Below are 22,252 nucleotides of genomic sequence, written 5' to 3' on the forward strand. Positions count from 1 at the left end.
CGGCGCTTGTCACCTTGTCCGGGACATGAGCTTGTAGATTAGTCCAGACTAAGACCGAATCGAGATTGCGCCCATGCGCCGTTTGATGCTGCTGCGTCACGCCAAGACCGAACACGACGCGCCTTCGGGCCACGACCACGACCGCCGTCTCGACGAGCGCGGCCGGCTGGATGCTGCTGCCATTGGAACCTGGATCGGCCGGCATCCGCCCTTCCCGGACACCGTTCTGGTTTCCACTGCGGTACGGGCGCGGCAGACCTGGGAGATCGCCCGCGAGGCGATCAAGGATGCAGTGCGGGATAGGCCGCCGCAGCCCCACGTCGAGCTGCTCGACGAGATCTACGGCGCCGAGCCGGCGCAACTCCTGCAGATCATCCGCATGGCCGAGGTCGCTGATCCCGAGCGGCTGATGCTGGTCGGCCACAATCCCGGCATGCACGAGCTGGCGCTGATGCTCGCCGGCAGCGGCGATGCAGCGGCGAAGAAATCACTTGAAGACAATCTGCCAACCGCCGGCCTTGCGATCCTGGATTTTGCGATCGACGACTGGAGTGAGGTGGCGTTCCGCCGCGGCAAGCTCGTGCGCTTCACCAGCCCGAAACTGCTGAAGCAGGCGCTGGACGATTGAGGCGGGCGGACATCCATCGCCGTCGGTGCTAAGCTCGGTTTCGTGTTCGAGCGAAATCACAACAAGTTCGCTTAAAAAGAAGACGCGTCAAAACAACGAGCTAGAGCAGAATTCTGATAGATCGGAACCGGGTGGACGCCTGAGGGAGACGCAGATGTTCAAGTCTATACTCGTGCCGATCGATCTGGCCGATACCGACCTCGCCAAGCCCGCGATCGCCACCGCGGCAACGCTGTCGCAGACCTGGAACGGCAAGGTGCGCCTGCTCAACGTGCTGCCGACGACGCCGGCGATGCTGGCCGAATATGTGCCGGCCGATTTCGACGCCCAGCAGCGCGCGACGTCGGAGGAAGCTCTCGCCATCGTCGCCAATGAATCCGGCATTGACGCAGCACGCATTTCTACCGCAGTGCGAAAAGGCGGCATCTATCACGAGATCCTCGAAGAGGCGGCGGCGGTGAGCGCGGACCTGATCGTGATGACCTCTCATCGGCCGGCGATGCGGACCTACTTTCTCGGGTCCAATGCCGGCCACGTCGTGCGTTACGCCAAATGCTCGGTGCTGGTGGTCCGGCACTAGTCGGCGTGCCCTCACCCAAAATATCGAAAACAACCCCATGCACAGTAGGACGGCTCCGGACCACGGTACCCCGGCGCTCGTGTCCAAGACCTGAAATGCTCCGCAGTCGCCGCAAAAAATCGGCCCGGCCTTTCGACCGGGCCGACGGCGTCAAAGCTTCAATCCAAATGCTTACATCATCCGCGCGTACATCGGATCGATCACGCCCCGCACAGCCGATTCGATCTGGCTGCGATGAACCCCGATGTCGCGCAGGGCGCGGTCGTCCAGTTCACTCAGCGTTTTGATGGCTTGGCGGCGCGCAAGGTAGTCGACGACGCGGTTCACCCAGCCTCCGAGCACGCCGAGCAATCCGGTCGGGCTCTTGCGGGACGCAGGCTGGCCTGCCGTCTGGCATATCGTCGTCATCGTCGTTCTCCTTCTTTTGGGCGGCAAACCGCTGCCGCCGACGCAAACGCCCGATGCGCCTGCGCCCTATTGATCCGATTGCTTGCACCCCTCTCAGTGCAATCTCTGACTTGATGGTTCCAAAGTGATCCGATACATTTCTCGGTGCAAGGAAAACATTTCTCTCGGTGCAATTATGTCAAAATTCGAGTACCTGAAGCTGGCCGATACCGTCGCCGCCGAGATCGCCAATGGCGCGCTCAAGCCCGGCGATCGCCTGCCGCCGCAGCGCAGCTTTGCCTATGAGCGGAAGATCGCCGTCTCGACGGCAAGCCGCGTTTATACAGAGCTGCTGCGCCGCGGCCTCGTGGTCGGCGAAGTCGGACGCGGCACCTTCGTTTCGGGCGAAACGCGCCGCGGCGTCACCATGCCAACCGAGCAGCGCGGCGCGCGCATCGATCTGGAGGTGAACTACCCGATCCTGCCGACGCAATCGGCGATGATCGCCAGAAGCCTGGCAGGACTCGAACGTCCCGAGGTGCTCGACCTCGCCTTGCGGCATTCGACCACGACGGGCACGCTGGCGGCGCGGACGATTTCCGCCGAGTTTCTGTCCCGCGAGGACTGGTCGCCGGCACCCGATCAACTCGTCTTCACCGCAAACGGCCGGCAATGCATCGCCGCTGCGCTTGCGGCAACGGTGCCGAGCGGCGGCCGCTGCGGCGTCGAGGCGCTGACCTATCCTTTCATCAAGGATATCGCCGCACGGCTCGGCGTCACGCTGGTGCCGCTGGCGATGGACGAGGAAGGCGTTCGCCCGGACGCGGTGCAGAAGGCGCACCGCGAGGCGCATTTGTCGGCGCTCTATGTTCAGCCGACGATTCAAAACCCGCTCGGCATGACCATGCCGCAGGCGCGCCGCGCCGACCTCTTGCGCGTCGTCGAGAAGCTCGGCCTCCCCGTCATCGAGGACACGGTCTATGGCTTTCTCGACGAGGAAACGCCAATGGCGGCGCTGGCGCCCGACACCTGCATCACGCTCGACAGCCTGTCGAAGAAGGTGGCGCCCGGCCTCGCGCTCGGCTTCATCGTGTCGCCGCCGCGCCTGCGCGAGCGCGTCATGGCCGCGGTGCGGTCCGGCGGATGGACGGCTTCGGGATTCGCCTTTGCCGCCGGACAACGGCTGATGGCGGACGGCACCGTCGCCGAGCTGTCACGCCTGAAACGGATCGACGCGGCGCGGCGCCAGCAGCTCGCGGCAAAATATCTCGCCGGATTCGAGGTTCAGGCGAACGTCAAATCCTACCATCTGTGGCTTACCCTGCCCCCACATTGGCGCTCGCAGACCTTCGTGGCCGCCGCCGCCCGGCGCGACATTGCGCTGACCCCTTCGACCACCTTTGCGGTAACCCCCGGCCACGCCCCCAACGCCGTCCGCCTGGCGCTCGGCGCGCCCACCACCGAGCAGCTCGACCTGGCACTGCGCACGCTGTCGGGAATGCTGACGGCGAAGGAGGATTTGGATACGACCGAGTAGACGCGGGCAAAGATCTCGAACGGAGCCTCGCCGCGATTGTGCTGACGGCGTTCGCTTTGCCGGCAGTTTTGCGTGGGGATTTGCGGCGGTCGTCCTCGTTCAGGCTTGCGCAAATGCTCTCCGATATGCCCGGTCGGATCGTCCGGGAACCCGTGACACCCGATCCAAGAAGGAGTAGCTAAGAGGCTCTGATACGGGCTGACAAGGCCCTGAAAAGGCGCAAGGAGCTCCATGGGATAGCGCTGAACAATGCGCTAAGCGGCGCCAACCGCGAGCCGACGGTTCGGGTCCAGAACCGCCTGCTGGCCGGACTTGCGCCGGCTTCCTTTGAGCGACTTCGTCCTTTCCTGCAGCCCGTTGCCCTCAAGCGCCGGGCGATTCTTCAGGACCATCACCATCCCATCGAACACATCTATTTCATCGAGCGCGGCGTCGCATCGATGCTGGTGCGGACGCAGCGCGACGGGCCGGTTGAAATCGCCATGGTTGGACGGCTGGGCTTCGTCGGCGTGGCGGCCGTGCTTGGCATAGTCCGATCTCCCAATCGATGCCTGATGTCGGTCCCCGGCTATGCATTGCGCATCGCAGTGTCCGACCTGCGACGGGTCGCGCATCGATGCCCCGATGTCCAGCAGCAGCTGTTCAACTATATCCATGCGCTCCTGGTGCAGAACGCCCAAACAACTCTTTGCAGCGCCCGCCACAGCCTCGAAGAAAGGTTGAGCCGCTGGCTGCTGCTTGCAGCGGACCGGCTCGACGACCGGGTCATTCCTGTGACGCACGACATGCTGTCGGTCATCCTGGGCGTACGACGTGCCAGCATTACGACGACGCTTGCCACACTGGAACGGAGCGGCGGGCTCGTCAGGCAGCGAGGCGGCATCAACCTGTGCGATCACGCGGCGCTCGAACGTCGAACATGCGAATGCTATCAGATCATAGCATCAGAATACGGGTATCTGACTCGCAGCGGCCTGCATCAGTATCGCTTGTCCGCGGATAATGCTGTGATGCGCGCTTGTCGCTACTGCTTCTGACTCAATCCCTTGCCTTGCCTGCTGTTATCGCTCTGCCCCGCGCGGCGCGGCCGCCAATCTTTGTACGGCAACGTACCGAGTAACCGGCTTTAGTCGAAGGAGTCGAGCTGCCCCTGGAAGTTATGGTAATGCCGAAAATGCAAGATCCAGGGCCGAGCTAGACTGATCCCTCACTGGATAAGCCTTCTCTGACTGGAGACATCATGGGAGGAATCCAGATGAGCACGAGCAGACGTTGGCGCGTCACGCGACGCCGTTTCCTAAGGCAATCCGGTCTTACTCTTGCTGCCGCGTCGGCGTCGTCCCTGGCTGCGCCATTGATCTCCAGAGCCCTTGCGGACACCAAATCGCTGTCGATCGTGCAATGGAGCCATTTTGTTCCGGAATACGACAAATGGTTCGATCAGTTCGCCAAGGACTGGGGTACGAAAAACAACGTCACCGTCGCCGTCGACCATATCCCGGTCGCCAACGTTGCCGCACGTGCGGCCGCCGAAGCCTCCGCCCAATCGGGACACGATCTATTCGGCTGGAATGGCGCAGGCGGGGCACATCTCTACCGCAGATTCCTCGTCGACATGACGAGCCTCGTCGAGGCAACCGAGAAGAAGTACGGCAAGGTCAGCACGATCGGCCGGCAGATCGGCTACAATCAGGATGACAAAACCTGGTCTGCGCTTCCCGATTTCTACATCAACTTCCCAGCCATGTATCGCAAGAGCATGTGGGACGAGATCGGGATGAAACCGGACACGTGGGATAATGTGCGCATCGGCGGCGCCAAGCTGAAGGCCAAGGGCCATCCGATTGGGATTTCACTCGGGCACAGCAACGATCCGAACACGACCTGGCGTGGCTTGCTGTGGAGCTTTGGCGGTGCGCTTCAGGATGCCGAAGGCAAGAAAGTTACGCTCGATAGCAAGGAGACGGTCGAAGCCGTCAAGTTCGTCGCCGCGCTATACAAGGAGGCGATGACGCCGGAAGTGCTGTCATGGGACGACTCCAGCAATAACCGCTATCTTGTTTCGGGCATCGGCTCGATGATCGTCAATCCGATCTCGGCCTATCGGACGTTCCAGAAGGCAAGCAAGAAAGGCGCCGACGATACATTCGTGATGGCGCCGCCGAAGGGGCCGGTGCGCCAGATCATGGGCGGCGCTTCCGAGTTCTACGGCATCTGGAAGTTCGCCAACAACAAGGAAGGCGCGATCGAGTTCCTCAAATACTACGTCGATAATTGGCCGGAAGCGTTCAAGGCGAGTGAAGGGTACAATAACCCCTGCTTCGCCAACCTTGTGCCGAAGCCGATGCCGATCCTCTCCAACGATCCGACCTCGACGCCGAACGATAAACTTGCGGTGCTGGAGGGCTCCGACCTGTGGTCGGCCTCTCCGGGATATCCCGGTCCGTCCTGGCCCGCCGTCGACGAGGTCTATAACGATTTCGTCATCTGCGACATGATGTCGAAGGCTGCTACCGGCCAGATGTCCGCCGAGGACTCGGTCAAATGGGCGCACCAACAGTCTGACGCGATCTTCACGAAATGGCACGGGAAAACGTGAGGCCGTGCCCGGACCGCGCCTCCGTTGCGCGGTCCGGGACGTCGGTAAAGCTTCCATTGTTGCCGACACGATGTTGGCGACACGATCGGAGTTCGATTGAAAAACTGGCGGCAACGCGCGCGCCAGGCATTGGCTTTGGGAGGATCGATGGCCGCTGTATCGACAAGGCATATCGTCAAGAAATTCGGCGAGTTCCCGGCCGTTAACGACATTTCACTTACGGTACCAAACGGCGAGTTCATGGTGCTGCTCGGCCCCTCCGGCTGCGGCAAGACCACGTTTCTGCGCATCATTTGCGGCCTCGAGCAACAGACCAGCGGCGATCTGCTGATCGGCGGCAATGTCGTCAACGACATCCCACCACGCGCCCGTGGCGTTGCGATGATGTTTCAGAGCTATGGCCTTTATCCGCACTACACCGTGCGCAACAACATTGCCTTTCCGCTGCGTACGCAGCGCGTGCCGCGCGAGGAAATCCAGAAGAAGGTCGAATGGGCCTCGCAGTTGCTTGGCATCGGCCATCTTCTCGAGCGGCGGCCACGCCAGCTCTCCGGCGGCGAGCGGCAGCGTGTGGCGCTTGCCCGTGCGCTGGTCCGCGAACCGACCGCGCTTCTACTCGACGAGCCGCTGTCCAATCTCGACGCCAAATTGCGCACCTCGGCTCGTCAGGAAATCAAGAATTTCCAGCAGCGCGTTGGCTTGACCACCATCTACGTGACACACGACCAGGTCGAAGCGATGGGCATGGGCGACCGCATTGCGGTCATGGACCACGGGCGCGTTCGGCAGGTGGGAACGCCAACCGAAATCTATGAGGATCCTGCCGACCTTTTTGTCGCTACCTTTGTCGGGGCACCGCCGATGAACGTCGTCACCCGTAACGGCGGTGGCTATCTCGGATTCCGACCGGAGAACTTCCTGCCCAAGAACATGATCGAAGAAGACGGTGCGACCGAATTTTATTTTCGCGTCGACCGCTCCGAATATCTCGGCTCCGAGCGCATCGTTTATGGCGTGATGGATGGCTTCGATTCAAAGCAGCCGATCACCGCGAAGTTGCCGCCTGCTCACGTGGCCGAAGAAAGCATTCGTCCCGGCGAATGGCATTCGTTCGCGGTCAAGAACAGCGTGCTGCGCCACTTCGACAACAACGGCAATCGTATCACTCGCCACTGAGCTGGGAAGTCACCATGGCCGTCATCGCGGAACCTGTTGCCAAGCCGATTTCGCGCTCTCAATTCATTCTCGATCGGCGGGAGGTGCTGGAAACAATCTTGGTCGCGCCAGCGATCCTCTACGTCCTGCTACTGGTCGGCTTGCCGCTTCTGCTCGCGGCATACTACTCGCTCAGCGCCTATACGATCTACAATCCAACCTGGAAGTTCGTCGGTCTGGCGAATTTCGAGCAGATCCTGCAAGATCCAACCTTCCTTGACACGCTCCGTAACACCTTCATCTTTACATTTGGGTCACAACTTCTTGGACTCGTGCTCGGAAAATTCGGCGCCTTCCTGCTGTTGCAGCCCTTCCCCGGTCGAAAGATTGTTCGAGCGCTGATCATCCTGCCTTTTGCGGTGCCGGTCGCGCTCGCCACGATCGCCTGGCAATGGATGTTCGATTCGCTCTACAGCGTGATCAATTGGACCATGATTGCGGCTGGCTTCCTCACTCGCGAAGAGGCGCCGAACTGGCTCGGCAATCCCTATCTCGCGATGCTGTGCATCGTCATCATCAACGCCTGGCGCTTCTTTCCATTCGCTATCGTGATATTCCTCGCCGGCATCACCGCTGTTCCGCAGGACGTGATCGACGCCGCAACGGTCGACGGTGCCGGCTTCTGGCGCCGCAACTACCAGATCGTTCTGCCAATGATCCTGCCGATCATGGCCATCGGCCTGATCTTCGGCATCGTGTTTACCTTCACCGATCTCTCCATCGTTTTCTTGCTGACCATGGGCGGTCCCGGTGGCGCGACGTCGGTCCTGGGCTTTGCGGGCTTTCAGACCGGCATCGTTTCCGGCGACGTGTCGCATGGCGCGGCGATCTCGCTGTTCATGCTGCCGGTGCTCCTTGTGGTGGTGATTTTCATGCTGCGCTTCATTCGTCGGCGGGAGATTTGATATGTCGCACCCTGTTGTCCGCACTCTCCGCCAGACCGGCTTTTTCATCGGCGTCGCATTCTTCGTCGTCCTGGCGGCATTTCCGTTCTATTGGATGGCAATCACTGCATTCAAACAGAACAGCGACCTTTACAACGTCACCAACATCCCGTTCTGGTTCAATGAGGCGCCGACGCTCGAACACATCAAGTATCTGTTCGAGGAGACCCTGTTCGCACGCTGGTTGTTGAACTCGCTGATCATCGGCGTCTGCGTCACCGCGATCACACTGGTCACCGCGGTTCCGGCCGGCTACAGCCTGGCCCGGATGACCAGCCGCAAGGGCGAAGCGCTCGGCATCACGATCTTCCTGACCTACCTGGTCCCGCCGACCCTGCTGTTCCTGCCGCTATCGCGGATCATCGCCGAACTCGGCCTGCAGAACTCGATGTGGTCACTGGTGCTGGTCTACCCGACCTTCACAATCCCGTTCTGCTCCTGGCTGCTGATGGGATTCTTCAAGGCGCTGCCGGTCGAGATCGAGGAAGCCGCGATCGTCGACGGGTGCAGCCTGTTCGGCGCCTTCATCAGGATGGCGATCCCGCTGTCGGTACCAGCTATCCTGACGGTGGTGATCTTCACGTTCACCCTGACCTTGCAGGAGTTCGTCTACGCCCTGACTTTCGTTTCATCGTCCGACCAAAAGCCGATCACGCTGGGCGTTTCGACCGACCTGATCCGGGGCGACGTGTTCTTCTGGGGTGAGATTATGGCGGGTGCCTTGATAGCAGCCATTCCCGTGGCGATCGCCTACAATCTCTTTCTCGATCGCTTTATCGCCGGTATCACCGGTGGGGCCGTGAAATAACGCAATGCTTCGTTGCTCTTGTTGCCGAGGAAGCAAGCAACGCGTTGCTGTGGCACCTTGTGACTTCAACTCAGGCAACACCCCACTCTGGGTCATTAGCGAAGCGTGACAGCTTCACTGCGTGTCGATCATGGCGGTTGACTGACGCGCTCACCGCGGCGCTTGCTGCCCAAGGCCGAGGCCGCTGTCGGGCCACTCCGCGATAAACCCCCTCGCCTTGTACGGCTCGATCTTGTCCCATTCGCGCAGCATGCGGCGGCTGAATTCGGCGTCGGTGTGCCACAGCGCCCGCGGCGTCGCAAAACTGTCGACCGTGACCAGCATCTTCTCGACCTCGGGCCAGTGCCGGTGCAGCGTCATCGGATAGCGGCGCGCGGTCCAGGTGTTGCCGAGGCAGATCACGCTGCGGATGTTGGCGAGCCCGAGCGCCCGCTCGATGATCGGCAGCGAAAAGATCACGTTCTCACCGGTGTTTGTCGCGCGGTCCTCCCGCAGGATGACGCCGGCAGGCACGCCGCGCGCGATCATCGCGCCGGCAATGATCTCGCACTCGGAGAGTTTTGATCCCGGCGTGACGCCGCCGCTGACGATCGCCCAGCGAAAATATCCGGCGCGCCAGAGCCGGCAGGCTTCATCGACGCGCTCCTCGACATCCTGCCGCGTGCCGAATACGAACAGCAGATCGGCCGGCCGCAGCGGCGTCTCGATCAGATGCCGCGCATTGATATCAGCAATCTCGGCCTCGGTCGGCAATCGTGTCGTCGGTATGGTCACGGCACCCCCCGCCCAACATGGACGCCGGGCAGAGTGCCGTGATCGCGGCGCTACACGAAATCACATTTGGTGTCGCTCGATTGCGACGCCTTCTATGGCAGCAGCGTCTCGGGTAGTGCGTCGAACGAATATCGGCACGGCCGGTTGCGCTTGATGAAGCCGCCGATGGTCCAGGCAAACCAGATCGCGATGCCGACCAGAAACAGCGCGCCGGTGAATTCGGAGATCGAGAGCGCGCGGACAAGCAGGCCAACCATCGCGACGGCGAGCAGCGCCAGCATCGCGACCGCCGCGGCATAGGTCACTATCCCGATGCCGCCGGTCAGTGACGCCGTGCTACCTGCTTGCTTCATCCGCCGGTGCAGCTCGGTGATGAAGGCGCGGTAGCCCTGGTCCTGCGGCGTCATCAGCGTGACGGTCTGCCAGCTCGTCGAGACGATGGCGATCCGGCCGCCGCCGCTCCGCTGGATGTCGGCGCGAAAGCGGCGGGGCTGCATCGACATCGGCCGGTACGACAGGCGGATCGATGCGATCTCGGCATAGGGCCACAGGCCGGACCGGCTGCCGATCCGCCATGACAATCCGTCGTCCGTCAGTTCGAACTGCTGCGCCGAGGAGATCAGCGAGGCCTTGTAGGCATAGCTGGTCGTGCGCGCCCCCTCACCTTCGGTCGTCTCGTTCGGCAGTGGTGTCGGCAATTCAGAATATCCGTGTCGTCTGAAAGCGGCGGCTTGCGCGGCACGCCGGCTTTACCTTACAAGCGGAGCATGGCCGAGACGATCTATTTTCCGCGCCGCCTGATCCTCGCCGGGGCGATTGTTTCCGGAGTGCTGCTGGCGCTCGCCATGCACATGCTGGGCGCGCGCTACGGGCTGGATCTCGGCGGCCTGTGGCGGAAAGATACCAGCGAGTTCATGCCGGCGGGCGCGGCGATCGCCTGGTGGCTGATCGCGACGGTCGGGTTTTCCGGCGGCTATTTCACCGCCAACCTGATGCACAGCGCGGTCTCGGGCCAGATTCCGCAGCGGATGCGGCAATTCCTGATTGCGGTCGGTGTGCTGATCCTGGCCGGCGCCGGACAGGCCGCCTCGGCGCCGAGCCCGATTCCGACCGTGTCGGGCGTGCTGGCCGGCCTAGCGGCGCTGTGCCTCGGCGCCGTGATGGCGTTCTGCGGCGCGCATTTCGCGCTGCGTAAAGCCTGAAGGGCTTCGCCTCAGGCGACGACGTCTTTAAGCAACGACCTGCGCCCGCGCTTTCCTGAGCATCGTCTCCACCTCGCCGACGGGACGCGGCGGGCTGAACAGATAGCCTTGCGCCTGCGTGCAGCCTTCCTGGCGGAGCAGATCGAACTGGGCATCGGTCTCGACGCCCTCGGCCGTGGTGACGATGCCGAGGCTCTTGCCGAGGCCGGTCACGGCGCGAACGATCGCCATCGAATCCTCGCGCGTGGCGAGCTCGGTGACGAACGAGCGGTCGATCTTGATCTTGTCGAACGGAAAGCTGCGCAGGTAGCTGAGCGACGAATAGCCGGTTCCGAAGTCGTCGAGCGAAATCCGCACGCCGAAGGCGCGAAGCTCGTGCAGGACCGACAGCGTCGCCTCGCTGTTCTGCAGCAATACCGATTCGGTGATTTCGAGCTCCAGCCGGCGCGCCGGAAGACCGGAGGCCCGCAGCGCCTCCTTCACGGTCGCAACCAGATTGGGGCTCTTGAACTGCACCGGCGAAAGATTGACGGCGACGCCGACATCTTGCGACCAGCCCGCCGCGTCCATGCAGGCCTGGCGCAGCACCCACTCGCCGATCGGCACGATCAGGCCGGTTTCTTCCGCCAGCGGAATAAAATTGGCCGGCGAGATCATGCCGCGCAGCGAATGATTCCACCGCGCCAGCGCCTCGAAACCGACGACGACATCCTTGGCGACGTCGCGGATCGGCTGATAATAGACTTCGAATTCTTCGCGTTGGAGCGCAGCGCGCAGGTCGAGTTCGAGCAGCCGCCGCGCCTGCGCGCGGGCGTCCATCCCGGTCTCGAAGAAGCGATAGGTGCCGCGGCCGTCTTCCTTGGCGCGGTAGAGCGCAAGATCGGCCTTCTTGAGCAGTTCGTCGGGATTCTTGCCGTCCTCCGGGGCCAGCGAAATGCCGATGCTGACGCCAATGACGAGCTGGTGGCCAGCAACCTCGTAAGGCGCTGAAACCTGCTCCACCACATGGCTGGCAAGCAAGGAGACCGCGGACGGATCACAATCGCTGCAGAACTGCACGATCGCGAATTCGTCGCCGCCGAGCCGCGCCACGGTGTCGTTCTCGGCGATGCATCCGCTTAAGCGGCGCGCGACTTCCTTCAGAAGCGCGTCGCCGACCGGATGGCCAAGCGAATCGTTGATCGCCTTGAAATGGTCGAGGTCGAGACAGAGCACGGCGAGCTGGTCGCTGCGCCTGGCAAGCCGCAGCGCCTTTTCGAGCTGCTCGCGGAACAGCGTGCGATTCGGCAGATTGGTCAGCGCGTCATGGCGCGCCATATGCGAGATCTGTTCCTGGGCAGCCTGCCATTCGGTGATATCTTCGAATGTCGCGACCCAGCCGCCGCCCCGCATTGGCTGATCAACGACGCGGATCGATCGCTCGTTGCGGGTAACCGTCCTCGTCACGCTCTCGCCGGCCTTGGCCGCCGCCATCACGCGGGCGACGAACTGATCGGGATCGCCGTCCCATCGATTGAGCGCCTTCTGCTGCCGGAGCACGTCGAGCAGCAGGCGGCCCTGCAGCGTCACGTCAGCGCGCCCCATCATGTCGGCGTAGCGCTTGTTGTTGAGCAGGATCCGCCCATCCGCATCGAACATGCAAAGTCCCTGCGACATGTTGTCGAGCGCGGTGTCGAGCAGGATTTTTTGGCTGTGCAGCTCGCCCTTGGCACGACGGTCGATCATGGCCGCCAGCAGCGACAGACCCAGGATGGCGAAGGCCGCCACCGCCGTCAGGAACGACAGCGCGGTCGGAGAGATCGACAGCCCGTCGCTGCCGAGCGTCGGATCGGGAATCAGCGTGACGGCGCCCATCGCCGTGAAATGATGCGAAACGATGGCCACCGTCAGCAGGCCGGTCGCCGCGATGGTATGGAGGGGATTGTCGCGGCGCGCGGCGATGAGAAGCGCGAGACCTGCGAACAGGCCGCCGAACACGATCGAGGCCACGACAAGTCCATTCGACCACACAATGAATGCGGGAAGCTCGAGGGCCGCCATGCCGGTATAGTGCATCGCCGCGACACCGCCGCCGATGATGACGCCGCCCAGGGCGACCACCGGTTGGCGTGGGCTGGACAGCGCGACGCACAGGCCTGCGGCAACGATTGAAATCGCGAAGACCAGCGACAGCAGCGTGACCGGGATGCTGTAGCCGGCGCCCGCGCCGGGATCGTAGGCCAGCATCGCAACGAAATGGGTGGCCCAGATTCCGCAGCCTCCGACGGCCGCGTCGAGCGCGATCCACACGGCGCGCGATCGGCCGCGCGATGCTCGGGCGCGATGAAAAAGGCTGATGGCGACGGCGCTGGCAAGCCAGCAAATGGTGCCGGCCAGCACGACCAGGCGCCAGTCATGTTCAGTGGTGAGGCAAGTCAGGACGCGGTACATTACAGACCCTCATGGCCTGTAACAGCATTGCCATTGGTATATTTGGCGTAACCTTCGCGGCCCAGTTGTGCGGATGGTGAACGAATATCTCAATCGGACGCCCCGCCGCTGGCCGAGGCATCAAAAAGGTGGAATCTCCGGGATTCGCGACCGTCAGCGGCCTTCGCTCCGCGCGAATTATCCTTTCCGATCGGTTACCGCCGGCCCGCCGCCCCACCAGACCGCGGCGGCGGCTGCGATCAACACGCCGGCCGAAATACCCAGCGAGGCGTGCAGGCCGCTCATGAACGCGCCGGAGCGGCCGACCAGCGACCCGAACAGCGCGACCCCCAGGACGCTGCCGGTCTGCCTGGTCGCGTTGAGCACGCCGGCGGCGACGCCCGAACGCGATTTCTCCACGCTGCCGAGCAGCGTCGACGTCAAGGGCGGCACCAGCAATCCGAGACCGGTGCTCAGCGCGATCAGTTGCAGGCAGATCGACCAATAGCCGGTGGAGGCCTCGATCCCGAGCATCGCAAGACATCCACCTGCGGAGAGCAGCGCACCGGCCGCAATCGTGGCCGGCGCACCGATACGTTCGGCGAGCCGCGGGGCGATCAGGTTGACCGGCAGCACCGCGCCCATCATCGGCACAAAGGCGAGCCCGGTCATGAAGACCGATAATCCGTTGATCTGCTGAAAGTAGAGGCTGAGCACGAAGATCAATCCGTAGATCGCGACATTGACCAGCAGGCCGATCAGCGATGTCAGTGCAAACATCCGGCTTCTGAACAGCGTGAGCGGCAGCATCGGTTGCGCCGCGCGCGCTTCCCGCCATACGAACAGGGCTGCAAAGGCCGCAAACACCAAAAAGCCCGTGATCACCAGCGAATCGTTCCAACCAAATGAGCCGGCCTCGATGATGGCGCCGGCGAGCGAGCCGAGCGCCACGATCGCGGCGATCTGGCCGGGCAAGTCGATCTCGCGTTCGGGTGTTCGCGTCGTCTCGTCGGCAAAACGCCAGGCCAGGTAGAGGCCGGCAAGGCCGATCGGCAGATTGACGAGGAAGATGGAGCGCCAGCCAACCAACGAGATCAGCGCGCCGCCGACGAAGGGACCGGCCGTCAGCGCAAGGCTGGCGCCGGCGGCCCAGATACCGACGGCGCGCCCGCGCGCCTTTTCTTCCGTATAGGCATGGCTGAGCAGCGCGAGTGAATTCGGCACCAGGATGGCCGCAGCCAATCCCTGAATGCAGCGCGCCAGAATCAGCACTGTTGCATTGGGCGCCAGCGCGCAGCCGACCGAGGCCGCCGTGAAAATGGCAAAGCCTGCCATGAACACCCGTTTGGCGCCGATCCGGTCGCCGAGCGCTCCCGCCGTCAATATGAACGCCGCAAAGACGATGGTGTAGGCGCTCACCACCCACTGCAGTTCGGTGACGCCGCCGCCGAGCGAAATGCCGATGGCATTGAGGGCGGTATTGACGATGGTGACGTCGAGCTGCACGACGCCATAACCGAGACTCATCGCGGCGAGCGTCAGCGACGCCGCAAACCTGCTCGGCATCGGCCCGGCCCCGGAACGGATTGATGCTCCGCCGCTCGGAACCGGCCTCAATCTGGGATACGCGTTTGTCATGGCTTCACCCTTTAAGGGGGCAACGCCATTGAATTGGTGTCCGTTTCGACAAAACACTTCGTCAAAGATCGAAGTGTGGATGCAGCCGTCGCCCGGCGCGCCAAAGCCGCGCGGTAAGAGGCCCCGCGCGGCTCTTTGTCTCAATCTGCCGCGACGATCAGCTTGCGGCGCGCAGATTGACCTTGCCTTCGGCCAGCGAGGTCAGCTTCTTGTCGACGATCTTCTCCTCGTCGAGCGTCTTCTGCAGGATAGTGGCGCAATCGTTGCGTCCAAGCTGGCGCGCCCAGGCGATCAGGCTGCCGTAACGGGTGATTTCATAGTGCTCCGCGGCCTGCGCTGCATTGATCAACGCAGCATCCAGCACGTCCTTGTCCTCGATCTCGCCGGCGACTTCGTCGGCTTCCTCGATGATGCCGTCGATCGCCGGGCAGTCGACCGCCTTCACTTGGGCACCGTGCATCTGAAATACCTCTTCGAGGCGCTGCACATGTGTCTTGGTTTCATCGAGATGGCTCAAAAAGCCCTGCTTGAGCTGCTTGTCGGTAGCTTTTTCCGCCATTTTCGGCAGCGCTTTCACAAGTTGTTTCTCCGCGTAATAGATGTCCTGCAATTGGTGGACGAACAGGTCGTTCATGGTCTTGATGTCTTTGGTGAAGAGTCCCATTGCGATTGTCCTTCGTTGTGGGAACACGCAAGGCGCAGGCTTCCTGCCGCGCGGCGCACTTGCTGTTCGATGCTGATCGGAAAATAACCAGCCCACGAAAAGGATGTTCCTGCAGGCCCCGAAAACGCCGCGATGGAACGAACGGGAAAAGTGCGGCAAAAAGGGCCCGCGGAACGGACCTCCTTGCGACTCAAAATCGTTAATGCGGCGACATATGTAGGGCGTATGACAAAGGCGGCGAACGAAGCTAAAAGGCATGCTTGTCAAGGGCTGCACAAGGGCCCGGATTTGGCTTATGGATTTCGCGCACGGTGCCTCTGACCGTCGACTGTCACCTGTCGTGACAGGCCCACCTTAACGTTTTGCCGCCCCGCCGGGAGGATGAATGCATCGGCTGCTGACCACGCTCCGGCGTGGCTTCAAGGAGAAGATCGGCTGGAAACGGCTGGGAATTGCTGCGAGTCTTCTCATCATAGCGCTGGCGATCACCCATCTGGTGCGCACCCTCAGGGGGGTCGACACCGGGGTTATTCTCACGGCCCTCACCGATATCGCTCCGCATCGCATCGCGCTGGCGGCGCTGTGCGTGGTCGGCGCATTTTGCACGCTGACCTTCTATGACTTCTTCGCGCTGAGAACCATTGGCAAGACGCACGTACCCTACCGCATCGCCGCGATGTCGAGCTTCACCAGCTACACGATCGGCCACAATATCGGCGCCACGGTGTTTACCGGCGGCGCGATCCGGTTCCGAATCTATTCTGACTACGGGCTGACGGCGATCGACGTCGCAAAAATCTGCTTTCTCTCGGGCCTCACCTTCTGGCTCGGCAATCTGTTCGTGCTCGGTATCGGCATGGCCTGGCACCCCGAGGCTGCATCGGCGATGGATTTGCTGCCGTCAGCCATGAATCGCTTGATTGCCCTCGGCTGCCTTGCCGGCATTGGCGCCTATTTCGTCTGGCTGCTCACGGGCGACGGGCGCCGCGAGCTCGGGCAGAACGGCTGGAAGGTTGTATTGCCCTCCGCCCGATTGACCCTGCTGCAGGTCTTGATCGGCGTTGTCGACCTCGGCTTCTGTGCCCTGGCGATGTATCTGTTGATGCCGATGACGCCCTATATCGACTTCGTTTCGTTGGCGGTGGTGTTCATCCTTGCGACCCTGCTTGGCTTTGCCAGCCACGCGCCCGGCAGCATCGGCGTGTTCGACGCCGCCATGCTGGTGGCGCTGCCGCAATTCGGCAGGGAAGAGTTGCTGGCGACGCTGGTGGTGTTCCGGATCCTGTACTTCCTGATCCCGTTCGGCATCTCGATTTCCATCATGGGAGCACGCGAAGTCTGGCTCAGCCTGATACAACCCTGGCAGGAACGTCGACGCCTCGGGCAGGCCTGCACGGCCAAGGCCCGGGTACGGCAGCCGATCAAGAACCGGGGCCGCTGAGGCCGGTAACGGCGTCGTTATCTGCAGCGGCTGGTGTTTTGTGGCGAAGCTGCCTCATTCTCTTATTTCTGCCTTACCGCTAACGTCAAACGGCGCCATGGCTGGAATTTTCCTAACTTTGATGATGTCGGCTGCGCTGGTTGCCGGCGCGCTATCAGGTGCGTTCGTTTCTGCTGCGCACGCCCAGACCGCCGGCGGCTACGGGCCGCTGCAGATTTCCTGGGAGGTGCGCAACCGCTTCCGCCTGTTCCGCGAGGAGCGGGATTTCCTGCTGCATGCCGAGACCGGGCGCGGCCGGAGCGTTCTGACGTCCGAGCAGGCATTGGCGATCCAGAGCGATGGCCGCGGCTGGGCGCGCAACACGGTGAACCGGCTCTGCATCGATCTCGCCGGCCGCGTCAGCGAGCCCTGCACCCGCGACAACGTCAAGGAAAGCTACCTGACGCCGATCGACCATCCGGTGGTGATACGCCTGACCGGCCCGGTGCCGGTCGGCGCGACCTGCGCATGGACGGTCGACGATGGTGACGGCCCGCAAACGTCCACCTTCGACTGCGCCGAGCCGGTCAATCTCCGCGTCCGCTACGGCCGCACCACCGTGGTGACCGCCGACGTGTCGAGCTCGGAAGGCAGTCAGCGCGTCTTCACCGAGATCGCGGTGCGCGACATCTTCATTGCCGGCCTCGGCGACAGCATCGCCTCCGGCGAGGGAAATCCTGATAGGCCGGTGGCGCTCGCCGATGAAGGCTTTTGCTTCCGCTCCTATCTCGGAACGGCGGCCGCGCAATATTACCGGCCGAGCCGCGCGGGCTATAAGGGCGGACGCGCCTGCGAGGCGCCCGATTCGCTCGCCGTCTGGCAGCGGCACAGCGCGCTGTGGTTCAACCCGGCCTGTCACCGCTCGCTCTACAGCTACCAGACCCGAACTGCGCTGGCGCTCGCCATCCGATATCCGCACATCGCCGTGACCTACCTGCCGCTGGCCTGCACCGGCGCCACCATCGCCGACGGGCTGTTCGGCTCGCAGCGCGCCCGCGACTGCCTGCCGTCGAAATCCGGCAGCGGCGCGTGCCAGGGCACCGTCAACGGGCAACTGGCCGAGCTGCGTGAAGCTGTAACCGCCGCCAAACGCCGGCAAGCGGACCGCCAGCTCGACCTGGTGCTGCTTTCGGTCGGCGCCAACGACATCTATTTTTCAGGCCTCGTCGCCGACGTCATCGTCGATACGGCGACCGAGCGCGCGCTGTTCCGGCGCAGCGGCGTGATGGCCTCGGTGGACGATGCACGGAGCGCGATGGCGCGGGACCTGCCGCAGGGCTTTGCCAAGCTGCGTGAGGCGCTCAAGCCCCTTATCGGTGGCGACCTGTCACGGGTCGTCTACACCGCCTACGCCAATCCGACGCTGGCCAATGGCGGCGCGCCATGTCCCGGCGGACGCGCCGGTTTCGACATTCATCCATCCTTCAACGCGCAACCGCAGCGCCTCGCCGCCGTCTCCAGTTTCGTCGAAAATGAATTCCTGCCGCAGCTCAGGGCACTGGCCATGTGCGAAGGCGGCATCCTGTGCCGCAATCCGCGCGCCGACCGCATGACCTTCGTCGACGGCCATCAGACGGCCTTTGCCAACCATGGTTTCTGCGCGCGCGCCGAGAGCGATCCCGATTTCGACCGGCAGTGCTTCTCGGCGAGGGGCGACAGTTTCGATTCCGATATCGTCACCGCCGCCGGCCAGCCGATGCTGTGCGGCCGCAGCGCCGGCGAGTATCGCGCCTATCTGCCGCGCGCGCGCTGGATCCGCGACGCCAACGACAGCTACTTCGCCGCAATGACCTACCCGCAGGGCCTGCCGACCTCGCAGCAGCCGTCCGATATTCACGACGCGACCTGGGGCGTGCTGTCGGCGGTCTATGGTGGCGCGGTGCATCCGAGCGCCGAGGGCCACGCCGCGATGGCGGATGCCGCCGTGCCGGCGGCCGCCGCCGTGCTGCAGCTCGATGCGGCGGTGCCTGAAGTGACCTCGCAGCCGGTGGCGCCGATCCCCGGTGCGCCTGATGCGCCGCCGCGGCCACCCGGCAGAACCGGGCTCAACTAGCGCGCGGGTGCCGGCGCGGGCGTCACGGCCTTCTTGACCGCAGGGGCCTTTTGCGGAGCCGCGGGCGGCTTCATCGCGGCGGCATGCGCCGGCAGATATTTTGCGATGATCGCGGGATCGACCTGCGCCAGCTCCGTGTCCGGCAGACGCGTCCAGACCTCGTCCTTGCCAAGCAGCGAGATGCCGAGATAGCCGCGCATCGTCAGCGTCTGTCCATCGGCGCTGAGCGTCATCTTGGCCTTGTAGATCTTGCCGTCGCGGGGATCGAGCACGTTGCCATTCTCGTACTTCAACCCATCGCGCTTCATGTCGCGGATGAAGGAGAGCCCGAGCCAGGGCGCATCCTTCCGATCGTCGGTGCATTTCGCACAGGTCGGATTCGGCGGATCGCCGGGTTCGAGAAACAGCTTGGCGAACACGCCCTCATAGGCGCCGTTGCGATCAACCACCAGGAACCAGCCGACCGGCTTGCCCTTCTCGACCTTCTGCCACAGGCCGGCTGCCGAAGGTTCCGCAGGCTGCGCCACCAGTTCGCCGGTCAGCGCGAGCCCAAACACGACGGAAAGTACCAGTTGAAATCCGGCCAGCTTGCGCATCGTCATCACCTGATCAAATCCCCTAAATGAATGGGCGCAGACTAAGGCCATTTCGCGGACGGTTCCAGCGACGATTGCCACTTGTTCCGGCAGAGCATCCGCGAGCCGGACTGTCACGTTTTGGGATTCAGCTGACGCCGAGTTTCTTCTGCAGGCTCGACGACGAGGTCGTGTATTGGAACACCAGCCGCTTCTCCGGATAGACGTAGCGGTGCGCCTTCTGCGCCATCAGCGCGCCCTCGTGGAAGCCGGACAGGATCAGCTTGAGCTTGCCGGGATAGGTGTTGATGTCGCCGATCGCGAAGATGCCGGGAATGTTGGTTTCGAACGCGGCGGTATCAACCGGCACCAGATTGTTCTCCAGCGCGACACCCCAGTTCGCGACAGGGCCGAGCTTCATCGTCAGCCCGAAGAACGGCAGCATCGTATCGCATTCGATCTTCGAGATCGCGTTGTCATTGCCCTTCATCACGGCGGCCGAGAGCTTGCCGCCCTCGCCTTCGAGCGCGGTGACTTGGCCGATCTTCAGGTCCATCTTCCCCGCAGCGACCAGCGCGCGCATCTGCTCGACGCTGTGCGGCGCGGCGCGAAAATCGTCACGCCGGTGCAGCAGGGTCACGCGCCTGGCGAGCGGATGCAGGTTGAGTGTCCAGTCGAGTGCGGAATCGCCGCCGCCGACGATCAGGATGCTCTTGTCGCGGAACTGCTCCATCTTGCGCACGGCATAGTGCACCGAGGCGCCTTCATAAGCTTCGATGCCGGGCACCGGCGGCCGCTTCGGCTGGAACGAGCCGCCGCCCGCGGAGATCACCACCACCTTGCACTCGAATACCTTGCCCGCGTCGGTCGTGACGCGAAAGGCAGGATCGCCGATCTTCTCGATCGTCTCCACCATCTCGTTGAGATGGAAGGTCGGATGAAACGGCTTGATCTGCTCGAGCAGCGCGTCGGTAAGGCCCTGGCCGGTCACCAGCGGAATCCCGGGAATGTCGTAGATCGGCTTTTCCGGATAGAGCTCGGCACACTGGCCGCCGATCTTGTCGAGGATGTCGACCACATGCGCCTTCATGTCGAGCAGGCCCAGCTCGAAAACGGCAAACAGGCCGCACGGACCCGCACCAATAATCAGCACATCGGTTTTGATCGCTTCGCTCATGTCAGCTTCTTTTCGGTTGAACCTGTCGGGAAAGCCGCACCTGTCTAGCCAACCGGGCGCCATCAGGAAAGCCATAATATAGTGCTCGCTGCGGCGGCAAACCCTTGCCGCCGCTCGACAAGTGGGCTGTAAGGGAGCGAGTTTTTTGGAGATATCCCCGTGAACGTCCCCTTGCGTCCCGACGTGACCCCGCGTCTGGAGGATTATCCCTATCGCCTGTCGGACAATGTGAGATTTGCCGATCTCGATCCCAACCATCACGTCAACAACGCCGTGTACGCGACCTATTTCGAAACCGGCCGCGTGACGCTGATGAAGGATCGCAGCTACGGGCTGATGCCGGACGGCTTTGCCTGGATCATGGTCCGGCTCGACATCCATTTCCGCGCCGAACTGCGCTGGCCCGGCACCATCGAATTGGGATTGGGCGTCGTCAAATTCGGCCGCAGCTCCGTCACCTTCGACCAGGTGGTGTTCTCCGAAGGCAAATGCGTCGCTTCAGCGCAATCGGTATCGGTGCTGCTCGATGAGGCCACGCGCAAGCCGACAGCATTGACGCCGGAGATCCTGGCAAACTTTCAGCGCTGGATTCGCCGCGGAGCCGTACTGACATGACGTGGCAACGCTGATGCCGCCAGCGCCGGATCGCGCTGAAGTCGCTTTGGGATTTTAGGCCTGCCGTTCGGGCGTCGAGACCACGAGGCCGTCGAGGTCGTCGCTCACCTTGATCTGGCACGACAGGCGGGAGTTCGGCCGCACGTCGAAACCGAAATCCAGCATGTCTTCTTCCATCGGCGTCGGCGAGCCGACCTTCTCGCGCCAGGTTTCCTCGACATAGACGTGGCAGGTCGCGCAGGCGCAGGCGCCACCGCATTCGGCTTCGATGCCGGGAATGGCGTTGCGGATCGCGGCTTCCATCACGGTCGCGCCGTTCTCGACTTCAATGGTTCGTTTTTCGCCCGTGTGGTCGACAAAGTGGATTTTGGCCATGATCGCTCGTGCTGCCGGAATATCTGAGGAAGGTCCCGGCAGTCCTATAACGGGTCGGTCCCCCCAGCGCCAGCGGTCGGGATGAAAAGGTGAGGCAGCATTTTGCCGGGATTTTGGCGGATCCGGGCCGCCGCCTGCTCAGGAACGGCGCAGAAGCCCCTCGATCACGGCCCGTGCCTCGGCAACAGCCTCGCCAAGCCCTGCAAGCGCGGCCGATGGATCGGAGCCGCCGGCGATGACCGCCTCCAGCCGCTCCGCGGCATCGGCAACGCCAAAGGCGCCGATCGCGCGGGCCGATCCCTTGAGCGTGTGGGCCAGCGCGCCTGCATCCGAGGGGTGGACCATCAGCGCCTGCACCAGTTTTGCCGACTGGGCCGAGAACATCGTCAGCACCTCCTGCTCGATGCCGGCATCGCCGAGCGTCATGCGCTGGAGATGCTCGAAATCGATCGGCCCGCCGCCGGGCGCCAGCGGTGGCGATGGCATCCATTCTACCCGTTCGAGATGAAGCGGCATGGCAAGGGTCCGGCTCGCCCCTCCGCACTGATTCTTCGAGAGGCAATAATCATCCACAAGCAACCACGCGGAGGTT

Annotated in this window: 22 protein-coding genes; 12 read left to right on the forward strand and 10 right to left on the reverse strand. The window is 63.0% G+C overall.

Going from position 1 to position 22,252, the window contains the following annotated elements:
- Window positions 1-73 precede the first annotated feature (73 nt).
- Complete coding sequence (locus tag RX331_RS28275; RefSeq protein ID WP_317252879.1) at window positions 74-628, forward strand: histidine phosphatase family protein; 555 nt, start codon at window positions 74-76, stop codon at window positions 626-628.
- Window positions 629-782: 154 nt separating this feature from the next.
- A complete protein-coding gene (locus RX331_RS28280) occupies window positions 783-1,208 on the forward strand; it encodes a universal stress protein (protein ID WP_317252880.1) in 426 nt (141 codons plus the stop codon).
- 171 nt (window positions 1,209-1,379) lie between these two features.
- On the opposite strand, the gene RX331_RS28285 is transcribed toward RX331_RS28280, so the two are convergent.
- Complete coding sequence (locus tag RX331_RS28285; RefSeq protein WP_317252881.1) at window positions 1,380-1,616, reverse strand: DUF1127 domain-containing protein; 237 nt, start codon at window positions 1,614-1,616, stop codon at window positions 1,380-1,382.
- 175 nt (window positions 1,617-1,791) lie between these two features.
- Between RX331_RS28285 and RX331_RS28290 the strand changes: the two genes are divergently transcribed.
- The 6 genes from RX331_RS28290 to RX331_RS28315 all read left to right on the forward strand — a co-directional run bounded on the left by RX331_RS28290 (window position 1,792) and on the right by RX331_RS28315 (window position 8,698).
- Entirely contained in the window at window positions 1,792-3,132 is a 1,341-nt protein-coding gene (locus RX331_RS28290; RefSeq protein ID WP_317252882.1) for a PLP-dependent aminotransferase family protein, read from the forward strand.
- A gap of 554 nt (window positions 3,133-3,686) precedes the next feature.
- On the forward strand, window positions 3,687-4,169 hold the full coding sequence (locus RX331_RS39085; RefSeq protein WP_410708325.1) for a Crp/Fnr family transcriptional regulator: 483 nt from the start codon (window positions 3,687-3,689) through the stop codon (window positions 4,167-4,169).
- Window positions 4,170-4,486: 317 nt separating this feature from the next.
- Window positions 4,487-5,731, forward strand: a complete 1,245-nt coding sequence (locus RX331_RS28300) for an extracellular solute-binding protein (protein WP_317252884.1) — start codon at window positions 4,487-4,489, stop codon at window positions 5,729-5,731.
- Between the two features lie 147 nt (window positions 5,732-5,878).
- Window positions 5,879-6,907, forward strand: a complete 1,029-nt coding sequence (locus RX331_RS28305; RefSeq protein WP_317252885.1) for an ABC transporter ATP-binding protein — start codon at window positions 5,879-5,881, stop codon at window positions 6,905-6,907.
- A 14-nt stretch (window positions 6,908-6,921) separates the two neighbouring features.
- On the forward strand, window positions 6,922-7,851 hold the full coding sequence (locus RX331_RS28310) for a sugar ABC transporter permease (protein ID WP_317252886.1): 930 nt from the start codon (window positions 6,922-6,924) through the stop codon (window positions 7,849-7,851).
- 1 nt (window position 7,852) lies between these two features.
- Complete coding sequence (locus RX331_RS28315) at window positions 7,853-8,698, forward strand: carbohydrate ABC transporter permease (RefSeq protein WP_317252887.1); 846 nt, start codon at window positions 7,853-7,855, stop codon at window positions 8,696-8,698.
- 150 nt (window positions 8,699-8,848) lie between these two features.
- Here RX331_RS28315 and RX331_RS28320 read toward each other — a convergent pair whose 3' ends face one another.
- Together RX331_RS28320 and RX331_RS28325 are read right to left on the reverse strand one after the other, a co-directional pair.
- Complete coding sequence (locus RX331_RS28320; RefSeq protein WP_317252888.1) at window positions 8,849-9,472, reverse strand: YdcF family protein; 624 nt, start codon at window positions 9,470-9,472, stop codon at window positions 8,849-8,851.
- Between the two features lie 92 nt (window positions 9,473-9,564).
- Entirely contained in the window at window positions 9,565-10,170 is a 606-nt protein-coding gene (locus RX331_RS28325) for a hypothetical protein (protein WP_317252889.1), read from the reverse strand.
- A 69-nt stretch (window positions 10,171-10,239) separates the two neighbouring features.
- Here RX331_RS28325 and RX331_RS28330 point away from each other — a divergent pair, with 69 nt between their 5' ends.
- Entirely contained in the window at window positions 10,240-10,674 is a 435-nt protein-coding gene (locus RX331_RS28330; RefSeq protein WP_317252890.1) for a hypothetical protein, read from the forward strand.
- A 27-nt stretch (window positions 10,675-10,701) separates the two neighbouring features.
- On the opposite strand, the gene RX331_RS28335 is transcribed toward RX331_RS28330, so the two are convergent.
- From RX331_RS28335 to RX331_RS28345, 3 genes are all read right to left on the reverse strand, one after another.
- Window positions 10,702-13,104: an EAL domain-containing protein gene (locus RX331_RS28335; protein ID WP_317252891.1), complete on the reverse strand. Its 2,403-nt coding sequence runs from the start codon at window positions 13,102-13,104 to the stop codon at window positions 10,702-10,704.
- Between the two features lie 177 nt (window positions 13,105-13,281).
- On the reverse strand, window positions 13,282-14,649 hold the full coding sequence (locus RX331_RS28340; protein WP_317252892.1) for an MFS transporter: 1,368 nt from the start codon (window positions 14,647-14,649) through the stop codon (window positions 13,282-13,284).
- A gap of 229 nt (window positions 14,650-14,878) precedes the next feature.
- Entirely contained in the window at window positions 14,879-15,385 is a 507-nt protein-coding gene (locus tag RX331_RS28345; RefSeq protein ID WP_317252893.1) for a ferritin-like domain-containing protein, read from the reverse strand.
- 385 nt (window positions 15,386-15,770) lie between these two features.
- On the opposite strand from RX331_RS28345, the gene RX331_RS28350 reads away from it, so the two are divergent.
- Window positions 15,771-16,826 carry a YbhN family protein gene (locus RX331_RS28350; protein WP_317252894.1) on the forward strand — a complete coding sequence of 352 codons (1,056 nt, stop codon included), beginning with the start codon at window positions 15,771-15,773 and terminating at the stop codon, window positions 16,824-16,826.
- A gap of 97 nt (window positions 16,827-16,923) precedes the next feature.
- Complete coding sequence (locus RX331_RS28355; protein WP_317252895.1) at window positions 16,924-18,918, forward strand: hypothetical protein; 1,995 nt, start codon at window positions 16,924-16,926, stop codon at window positions 18,916-18,918.
- Here the strand turns inward: RX331_RS28355 and RX331_RS28360 are convergent.
- Window positions 18,915-19,514, reverse strand: coding sequence for a DUF2147 domain-containing protein (locus RX331_RS28360; protein WP_317258265.1), 600 nt, complete (start codon window positions 19,512-19,514; stop codon window positions 18,915-18,917). The genes RX331_RS28355 and RX331_RS28360 overlap by 4 nt on opposite strands.
- A gap of 127 nt (window positions 19,515-19,641) precedes the next feature.
- Window positions 19,642-20,670 carry an NAD(P)/FAD-dependent oxidoreductase gene (locus RX331_RS28365; protein WP_317252896.1) on the reverse strand — a complete coding sequence of 343 codons (1,029 nt, stop codon included), beginning with the start codon at window positions 20,668-20,670 and terminating at the stop codon, window positions 19,642-19,644.
- 159 nt (window positions 20,671-20,829) lie between these two features.
- Between RX331_RS28365 and RX331_RS28370 the strand changes: the two genes are divergently transcribed.
- A complete protein-coding gene (locus tag RX331_RS28370) occupies window positions 20,830-21,285 on the forward strand; it encodes an acyl-CoA thioesterase (RefSeq protein ID WP_317252897.1) in 456 nt (151 codons plus the stop codon).
- Between the two features lie 54 nt (window positions 21,286-21,339).
- Here RX331_RS28370 and RX331_RS28375 read toward each other — a convergent pair whose 3' ends face one another.
- Window positions 21,340-21,660 carry a 2Fe-2S iron-sulfur cluster-binding protein gene (locus RX331_RS28375; protein WP_317252898.1) on the reverse strand — a complete coding sequence of 107 codons (321 nt, stop codon included), beginning with the start codon at window positions 21,658-21,660 and terminating at the stop codon, window positions 21,340-21,342.
- Between the two features lie 138 nt (window positions 21,661-21,798).
- Window positions 21,799-22,176 carry an Hpt domain-containing protein gene (locus RX331_RS28380; protein ID WP_317252899.1) on the reverse strand — a complete coding sequence of 126 codons (378 nt, stop codon included), beginning with the start codon at window positions 22,174-22,176 and terminating at the stop codon, window positions 21,799-21,801.
- Window positions 22,177-22,252: the final 76 nt, after the last annotated feature.

The organism is Bradyrhizobium sp. BWA-3-5 (genome assembly GCF_032917985.1).
Taxonomy (GTDB): Bacteria; Pseudomonadota; Alphaproteobacteria; order Rhizobiales; family Xanthobacteraceae; genus Bradyrhizobium.